Origin of the sequence: Thermogemmatispora sp. (assembly GCF_019683755.1) — a bacterium.
Taxonomy (GTDB): Bacteria; Chloroflexota; Ktedonobacteria; order Ktedonobacterales; family Ktedonobacteraceae; genus Thermogemmatispora.
In genome coordinates this window covers 1-7,340 of record NZ_JADGHT010000237.1, presented here as the reverse complement: position 1 = coordinate 7,340, position 7,340 = coordinate 1, and the positions used below count along the sequence as shown (strand labels likewise).

The following is a 7,340-nucleotide window of genomic DNA, read 5'->3' as shown; positions in this document are numbered from 1 at the left end:
GTCATCAGCAAGTCGCCCAGGCAGCAGGGCTTGATCAGAACAATGCGACGCGGCTCGCGCCAGGCGCGGCGCCGTAGCCGGCGCTCGACCAAATTGAAGCAGGCAAAAGGAAGACGCAGCACGTAGCAGAGGAGGCTCACCACGTGCTGACGCAAGACTGCCAAAGGCATCGTCTGTTTCTCCCTCATCCTCAACAGATCGCGCCTCAGCCAGTGCAGTCCTTACCCGCCGGCTACCGGCAGCCGGCAAAGCAGCCAAAAAAGGCACCAGCGAGCCGGCGGCTGTCATCGGTCCTCCCCCGACTCGTGGTTTCTTTGCATAGAGAGCGTGCATACGCCACCCACTCCGTGCGGTCTGGCAGAGCGCTGGGATTTGGAGTCATTATAGCAAAGGCGCAGGAGCCAGTCGAGTGCTCTAGCCAAGCTGATGGGCCATGAAGGAGCCTAGCGAGCTGGCAAGGATAGAAGGGTCAAAGACTCGACCGAGGGATAGATCGCTTGCGTCAAATAGACCTCATAGCCCTGCTCCTGGAGGCGAAGCCAGAGGCGCTGAGCCTCCTCAAGATGAGCCAGCGCCGTAAAGAGAGTTGGGCCGCTGCCCGAGAGGCGCACAAAAGCAGCGCCGGCTTCCAGCAGCGCAGCCCGCGCAGCGGCCACTGCCGCATAGCGCTCCACGACCCCACGCTCAAGGCCGTTGTACAAGTGAGCCAGGTCAGGGAGACGTCCCTCGCGCAAGGCCGCACAGACCGCCCACGTGTGCGAGCCGTCGCTATAGTCCCGGGCCGTTAAAGCCCCGAAAACACTGGCCGTCGAGACGCTGATCGCTGGTTTCAACAACACTAGCCAGCGCCATTCGGCAGGCCAACAAGAAGGTAAAGGGGTGACCAACTCGCCCCGACCCTCGCAGAGAGCTAACCCGCCATAGAGAAAAAAAGGTACATCCGAGCCAAGCGAGGCGGCCAGCCTCAGCAACTCCTCCGACGTCAGGCTCAAGCGCCAAAGACGAGTCAGGGCTAACAAAGCCGCCGCCGCATCGCTGCTGCCTCCGCCCAAACCGGCAGCGCTCGGAATACGTTTCTGCAGCTCAATCAGGGCGCCATACCGTTGGCCCGTGTATTCCCTGAGCACCATCGCGGCGCGGAGCGCTAGATTCGTCTCTGTGCTCAGCTCAGGCTGCGTGCAAACCAGCCGCACCTGCTCATCGTCGCGCAGCGTAAAGGAGAGCGTATCGTAGAGATCAACGGTTTGCATGACCGTTGCTAGCGCATGGTAGCCATCGCTGCGCCGACCAAGGACATCGAGTGTGAGATTGATCTTGGCATAGGTGCGAACGGTGCAGCTAATCCCCGGTTGTAGCCATTGCCATTGCATTGCCATAGTCGTTCGACTGGATTGTGCCGATTTGTCAGCCGGTTGTCAAGGAGGCAGCTCCGCAGAAGGAAGTTAGTCCTTTTGCGCTCACGGGAAGGCTATTCTGCCCCACCTGTGGTATACTACCAGCGAGCTATTTCCCAACATAACCAAGCCGCTTGCTCAACAAGAGCAGCGATCGGTCTCCGCACTAACCATCCTGGACCGCTTGCCTGGTGAGCGTCATGGACATTACTGTTGCGTATTTCCACTCACTCTTTCATCCCGACCTCGTCAAACGGGACTTTGAGCAGATTCGCGCCGCAGGCGCCAGCAGCATTGTTTACAGTATTCTGGATGAAGAGCGCCACTACTGGCCACGCGACCTGGAGCGGGGTCTGCTCCTCGCACAAGATGTTGGCCTTCGCGTCTATCTGAGTCCAGGTCAACATGGCAATCTTTTCGCCGCGGCCTCCCCGGCACCGAGCTGGTACACCTTCCATCATCCCGAATCGCGTGTATTGGACCATCACGGTCGCTATCACGACTTCACCTGCTTCAACCATGAGCCGTTTCGCCGCTGGTTCTTTCAGGAAATCGCCTTTTATTTAAACACCTATCCTATTAATGGCATTCTTCTGGATGAGCCACATTACGGCGAGATCACCTGTTTCTGCTCTGTCTGTCGAGCGCTCTGTCCCGACGTAACCGACCTGGCGGGCTTCCGTCGGCGCTCGTGGGTCACCTTTTTGAGCGACCTCTGCACCTACATTAAGGGCCTGGATAGACATATCAGAACGGCTATTGTACTTCCCTCGTATGATGCTGGCCTGGTTGAGGACCTTGCGCTCTTGCCGGATCTGGATGTGCTGGGTCTGCACTTGCGGCAACGTTCCCGCCAGCCTCAGCAGAGCGCTGAGGCCCAGGTGAGCGGCACTGATCACAGCGAGCGGGAGATTGTCGATCTGGCCCGTCGGCGTCAGAAACGTAGTTTACTCTGGTTACAGAACTTTGACCTGGACGCGGAAGGCCAACAGGAGCTACCTCAGCTTTTCCAGCTTGTATTGCAGGCTGAACCTGACGAAGTAGCATGCTATTACTACTGGCGCAACAACACTGATCCCGAGGGAGTCTGGCAGCTCACCAGGCAGTTGCTGCGGAACATTCCCCGGCGCCAGTTGCACTGGCAAACCGGCAAGCACTTCGCTATTCCACGCTTAGGAGAAGAGTGAGAGAACAATGGCAGAGAACAGCAATGTGCTTCTTCCCCCGGGCGGTCAGCATATTCTAGTTGTGATGGCCCATCCCGATGACGCCGAGTTTCTGTGTGGGGGAACCATTGCCCGTCTGACCGCTCAGGGATGTACAGTCAGCTATCTCCTCGCCACCCGCGGACAGCGCGGCAGCGATGACCCTGCCATGACGCCGGAACGCCTGGCAGTGATCCGCGAAGCCGAGCAGCGGCGGGCGGCAGAAGTGCTTGGCGTGGGCCAGGTGCTCTTTCTCGACTATGTTGATGGCGAACTAGAGCCGTCCTTGCAGATGCGGCGTGAAATTACCCGTATAGTCCGTCTACTCAAGCCTGACGTCGTCTTTACCTTTGATCCCTGGCAGCGCTACCAGGTGCATCCTGACCATCGTGCGCTTGGTCTCTGCACGCTGGACGCCCTGGCCGCCTCGCGTAATCTCATGTATTACACTGAGCAGTTTGCCGAGACGGGGGGACCACATCGCGTACGTCAGATCTACTTCTTCGCCACTGACCAGCCCAATCACTGGGTAGACATCAGTGCCGTGATCGATAGGAAAGTTGAGGCGCTCCTCTGTCATGCCAGTCAGATGCGCGGGCGCGATGCTCAGGCCATCCGCGAACTGGTGCTTCAACGGGGCCGTCCCCTTGGCAGTGAGCACGGCTTTGCCTGTGCTGAGGCCTTTCATCACCTGGTGATGAACTGAGTTAGCCTCGACGGCCTGACCGCTGCTCGCGCATAACTCTCTGATTGCCGCCCGCTCTCTGATGGATGCGCGAGTCTGGGCGACAGAGAGCGGGCGATTTTAGGGTTCTTCTTCCTCAAAGGAGGTTGACAGTGGCGGCTGAGGCACAGTCGGCGGAGGCAGCTCCTTCTCATCGTGCCGATGAACCTTCTCCAGCCACTCGCGCTGCTCCTGGATACGCTGCGTCGTTGCGGCGACGCTCTCGGCTGCTGGCACAATTACCGCCTGGATACCCAACGCCAACAGGCCATAGGCGGCTGCTTCGCTCTGCAGCGCTGTCAAGCTCAGCAGAGCTGGCAGGCGCAAAGCCTCACGCAAGGCACGGTAGGCGAGGGTCTCTTCAATACTCAGGCGCTCTAGCGGAAGCTCGCGTCCATCCAGGTGGAGAGCTGAGACCCCTTCAAAGGCACTCAGGTTACGTACCACAAGAGGGTAGAGGGGATCATTACTGCGCCAGGGCAGCGTTACCGCTATGTCGAAGTCCTTCAGGTGCACGTTCAACAGACGGACTGGTGCCTGGAGCGGTATGATCAAGAAGTGGACTCCGTGCTCTTTGAGATCCTCTAGCGTCTTGCGCTCAATGCCGGCCCCATCACCGAGCAGGCGCAGGCCGAGAGCGGCATTCTCATCCTGGCTCTGGATAGTCTCGCTGAGCTGTTTCAAGGTAGCCAGGCTGGCGCTTTCTAAGGCGGCTCCGGACCAGTGGAAGAGCAGGCCGTTAGCCCCGGCTTTGATGGCGGCTTCAGCCTGGCCAGTATCTACGGCGGCAAACTCAATCAGTAGAGCTGCGGCGCGTGGCTTGACCGTCGGTCGGCTCTTGCCGCCGAAAAAACCAATGGCGCCGCCACTCTGACCACGCCGCGCCTGGCTCAGCATATCCGAAAACTTGCTCATCTCTCTCTCCCGCTAGGTAGTCATAGATGATAATAGGATTATACGACTGTCCGCCTAATGGCAGGCTCGCCGGACTAAGGTTGCAGGGGCTCGGCTCGCGACCACCATGAGCACCCTGGCGCCAGTAAACACGCAACGGCCTGCCATATCTCCCTCGAGAGGGCGCTGTCTCGCCTCTGCGCCTTCCTTCCGGGCGGGTAGTCCTATTATAGCACCCGCTGCTTATGTTGGCGCAGTGGTACTCTTCTGTCGCCACTCTTGCCTCTCTCCAACCTCTGACATATAATGCCACCACCAGGGCAAGTCACCCACTCCTCCCTCAGACACGGACGAGACGGGAAGATGGTGGTAGATGCGCTGCTTTCTCATTTCTGGGCAGGGGATATGTCGCAATGCTGCAAGAAGCTGTGGAAACCTATCTCGCCACATTGGCTGAGCGGGGCCCCGGGATCAATCCCCATACGGTGGCGGCCTATCGCAATGACCTTTCTCAGTTCTCCTTGTTTGTGGAGCAAAGGCGCCAGCGCCGGCACTGGTCGGAGGTGGAGAGCGAGGATGTACAGGCTTACCTTGAGGAGATGCGCCAGGTGCGTGCCTATCAGCCAACAACCATTAGTCGTAAGCTGGCGGCGCTGAAAACCTTTTTTCGCTACCTCCAGAGTCTGGGCCTGTTGGAGAGGAACCCGCTGGAGATGGTCCAAGCCCCCCGTGCTTTTGGCGCTAGCTTACCTGTGCTTTCGGCTGAGCAGCTCGCTCGTCTACTGGAGCAGATCCCTCCTTTCACGCCCACTGGTATGCGTGATCTGGCGATGGTGCATGTGCTCTATGCGACGGGGATGCATCTCACGGAGCTAGTGGCCCTTGACATGGGCTGCTTCGATCGCCTCCGGGGCTTGCTGATCTATCCGCGTGGCGAAAGCCGGCTCCGCGAGTGCCCCCTGACGGCGCAGGCCATTATGGCGCTGGATCAGTATCTGTTGCGCTCACGCCCTTATCTAGTTCGCCATCACCCTGAGGAGCCAGGGCTGTTTGTGAACCATCATGGCCGTCGACTCACACGTCAGGGTTTCTGGCTCGTAGTGAGGAACTATGCTCAACGTGCCGGTATCGTCGAGCTGACGCCCTGTCAGTTGCGTCAGTCGTTAATGATTCTGGCTATTAAGCGCTGCAGCGAGCTGCAAGGTGTACAGGCATTATTGGAACATGTTCATGTATCGAGGGGGACGAGACCGCCAAAGCCGTGGGGTTCGTCTGCCTGCTCTGATTCTCGAGCGCAGCGAGGCTAGCTTTATGATGCTGTATGATCAGGTTGAAGAGGCCGTTAAGGCAGTCAGACGCTTCTCTGCTCTGGTGCCCCAGGTAGCCCTAATTCTGGGGTCGGGCCTCGGCGAGTTGGCCGAGACAGTGGAGGCTGGAGTGACCATCCCCTATGCACAGCTTCCACACTGGCCCTCAGCGACGGTGGCGGGCCATGTGGGTCGCTTGATCTTGGGACAGCTAGAGGGGGTGGCCCTGGTGGCCATGCAGGGCCGCTTGCATCTCTACGAGGGCTATACCCCACAGGAGGTCACGCTCCCCGTGCGGGTCATGGCGCGCCTGGGGGCCCAGGTGCTTATGGTAACCAATGCGGCAGGGGCTTTGAATCCGGCCTATCAGCCTGGCGATTTCATGCTGATTCGGGATCACATCAATCTGCCCGGACTGGCAGGCTGGCATCCGTTGCGTGGCCCTAACGATGAGCGCTTTGGGGTGCGCTTTCCCGCTCTGACAGCAGCCTATGATGAGGAGCTGCGTGCTCTGGTGCAGAAAGTGGCGGGTGAGATTCCTAGCATGCATCTTCACGAGGGCGTCTATGTGATGGTTAGCGGGCCATCGTATGAAACGCCGGCTGAGCTGCGCTTTCTGCGCCAGATTGGGGGCGATGCTGTTGGCATGTCTACCGTGCCTGAAGTGATCGTCGCGCGCCATATGGGGCTGCGTGTCCTTGGGCTGAGTCTGATTACGAATAGCGCCACGGGGACTGGAGGGCAGACAGTGGATCATGGCGAGGTGCTAGCTACGGCTGCCGCTGCCAGTTCGCGCTTTGTGCTGCTGATGCGGGGCGTGCTGCGCGAATTGGCCCAGCTCTTGAAGGGACAGAAGCGTATTCAGTGAGTGGCTGCAGTCCCCTGCCAGACCAGCACAGGTCAGTCGTGGCCGCCTGGTCCCTGCCCCTGAGCTTTGGTGACGACAATGTGGGCCCAGCTCCAGTTGTAGTGGATGCCCTGCCAGTCGGTAAGCAGGACGAGATCATACTTGCCCGGCTCCAGGCTGGGAGAGATGGTATAGTTCCAGGTGGCTCGCCCCTGGGCATCGCATGCCTGGGTTTGGGGAGTGCCGGCTGAGAATTGTAATCCTGCAACCTCATTATAGGCTTTGTCTTTCACCTGCCCTGGAATAGGTTGCTGAATGCTGGCCAGATCCATTCGCTTGCCAATGTCAGGGAGCTGCAGAAGGGCCCCATCAGGAACGCGGTGTACCAGCCAGAGCTTGCAGGTCACTCCGCTGCGGTTAATGGGCTGCCCTTGCTTATCGACGGCCTGAACCGTGACCGTGTAGCTGGTCTGCCCGTCAGCTACTTCGCTAAAAGTTGGTCCGGCTGCGAAACGCGGAATGCCGAGGAGAATGGGCACCGGCGAGGGTGTGGGTGTCGGGGTAATGGTGTGCTGGGCAATGGTTGGCACGGTCGGCGAAGGCGTCGGCTGTGTCGCGCTAGATTTGCGATGGACAACAGCCCCAAAGGCGAAACCGCTCATGATGCCAGCCAGGGCGAAAAGAACGAGGGCACTGACTACAATGGTGCGTAGATGGACTCCACTCTGGGGAAAGTTCTCTCTGGGTTGCATGGTTTCCTCACTTGCTCACTCACTCGCTGGCTTAGTTGCTCGTTTGCTCACTCGCGCAGCGGCATCAAAGAGGCTCCTTTTTATTTCTGCATTTCTCTATTCGGCATAGATGATAGCACAGGCCAGGGAGCCAACCATAGGAATGGTCCTCTTTCTCCCCCGATCTGGCCATGCAGGTGAGGAGTGAGGATCGCTAGACGGTGGGGAGGGTGGGGTG

General features: G+C 59.1%; 7 protein-coding genes. 4 read left to right on the top strand and 3 right to left on the bottom strand.

Translation table 11 applies throughout. From position 1 onward, the window contains the following. Positions 1-443: 443 nt before the first annotated feature. Complete coding sequence (ispE, locus tag IRZ24_RS14345) at positions 444-1,376, bottom strand: 4-(cytidine 5'-diphospho)-2-C-methyl-D-erythritol kinase (protein ID WP_297165407.1); 933 nt, start codon at positions 1,374-1,376, stop codon at positions 444-446. A 218-nt stretch (positions 1,377-1,594) separates the two neighbouring features. On the opposite strand from ispE, the gene IRZ24_RS14340 reads away from it, so the two are divergent. Both IRZ24_RS14340 and IRZ24_RS14335 read left to right on the top strand, forming a co-directional pair. Continuing rightward, entirely contained in the window at positions 1,595-2,581 is a 987-nt protein-coding gene (locus IRZ24_RS14340; protein WP_297165406.1) for a hypothetical protein, read from the top strand. A gap of 7 nt (positions 2,582-2,588) precedes the next feature. Beyond that, positions 2,589-3,305 carry a PIG-L deacetylase family protein gene (locus IRZ24_RS14335; RefSeq protein WP_297165404.1) on the top strand — a complete coding sequence of 239 codons (717 nt, stop codon included), beginning with the start codon at positions 2,589-2,591 and terminating at the stop codon, positions 3,303-3,305. Between the two features lie 99 nt (positions 3,306-3,404). Here IRZ24_RS14335 and IRZ24_RS14330 read toward each other — a convergent pair whose 3' ends face one another. After that, the gene (locus IRZ24_RS14330; protein WP_297165402.1) at positions 3,405-4,238 is read right to left on the bottom strand and encodes a hypothetical protein; all 834 of its coding nucleotides are present in this window, start codon (positions 4,236-4,238) and stop codon (positions 3,405-3,407) included. 392 nt (positions 4,239-4,630) lie between these two features. Between IRZ24_RS14330 and IRZ24_RS14325 the strand changes: the two genes are divergently transcribed. Both IRZ24_RS14325 and IRZ24_RS14320 read left to right on the top strand, forming a co-directional pair. Next, on the top strand, positions 4,631-5,524 hold the full coding sequence (locus tag IRZ24_RS14325; protein ID WP_297165400.1) for a tyrosine-type recombinase/integrase: 894 nt from the start codon (positions 4,631-4,633) through the stop codon (positions 5,522-5,524). A gap of 7 nt (positions 5,525-5,531) precedes the next feature. After that, positions 5,532-6,392: a purine-nucleoside phosphorylase gene (locus IRZ24_RS14320; protein WP_366914302.1), complete on the top strand. Its 861-nt coding sequence runs from the start codon at positions 5,532-5,534 to the stop codon at positions 6,390-6,392. A 32-nt stretch (positions 6,393-6,424) separates the two neighbouring features. On the opposite strand, the gene IRZ24_RS14315 is transcribed toward IRZ24_RS14320, so the two are convergent. After that, the gene (locus tag IRZ24_RS14315) at positions 6,425-7,123 is read right to left on the bottom strand and encodes a hypothetical protein (RefSeq protein ID WP_297165396.1); all 699 of its coding nucleotides are present in this window, start codon (positions 7,121-7,123) and stop codon (positions 6,425-6,427) included. Positions 7,124-7,340: the final 217 nt, after the last annotated feature.

Bases quoted from the DNA above. Each gene is read 5' to 3' on its own strand.
- IRZ24_RS14340 (WP_297165406.1), top strand. From the start codon at position 1,595: ATGGACATTACTGTTGCGTATTTCCACTCACTCTTTCATCCCGACCTC.
- IRZ24_RS14315 (WP_297165396.1), bottom strand. From the start codon at position 7,123: ATGCAACCCAGAGAGAACTTTCCCCAGAGTGGAGTCCATCTACGCACC.
- ispE (WP_297165407.1), bottom strand. From the start codon at position 1,376: ATGGCAATGCAATGGCAATGGCTACAACCGGGGATTAGCTGCACCGTT.
- IRZ24_RS14320 (WP_366914302.1), top strand. From the start codon at position 5,532: ATGCTGTATGATCAGGTTGAAGAGGCCGTTAAGGCAGTCAGACGCTTC.
- IRZ24_RS14325 (WP_297165400.1), top strand. From the start codon at position 4,631: ATGCTGCAAGAAGCTGTGGAAACCTATCTCGCCACATTGGCTGAGCGG.
- IRZ24_RS14335 (WP_297165404.1), top strand. From the start codon at position 2,589: ATGGCAGAGAACAGCAATGTGCTTCTTCCCCCGGGCGGTCAGCATATT.
- IRZ24_RS14330 (WP_297165402.1), bottom strand. From the start codon at position 4,238: ATGAGCAAGTTTTCGGATATGCTGAGCCAGGCGCGGCGTGGTCAGAGT.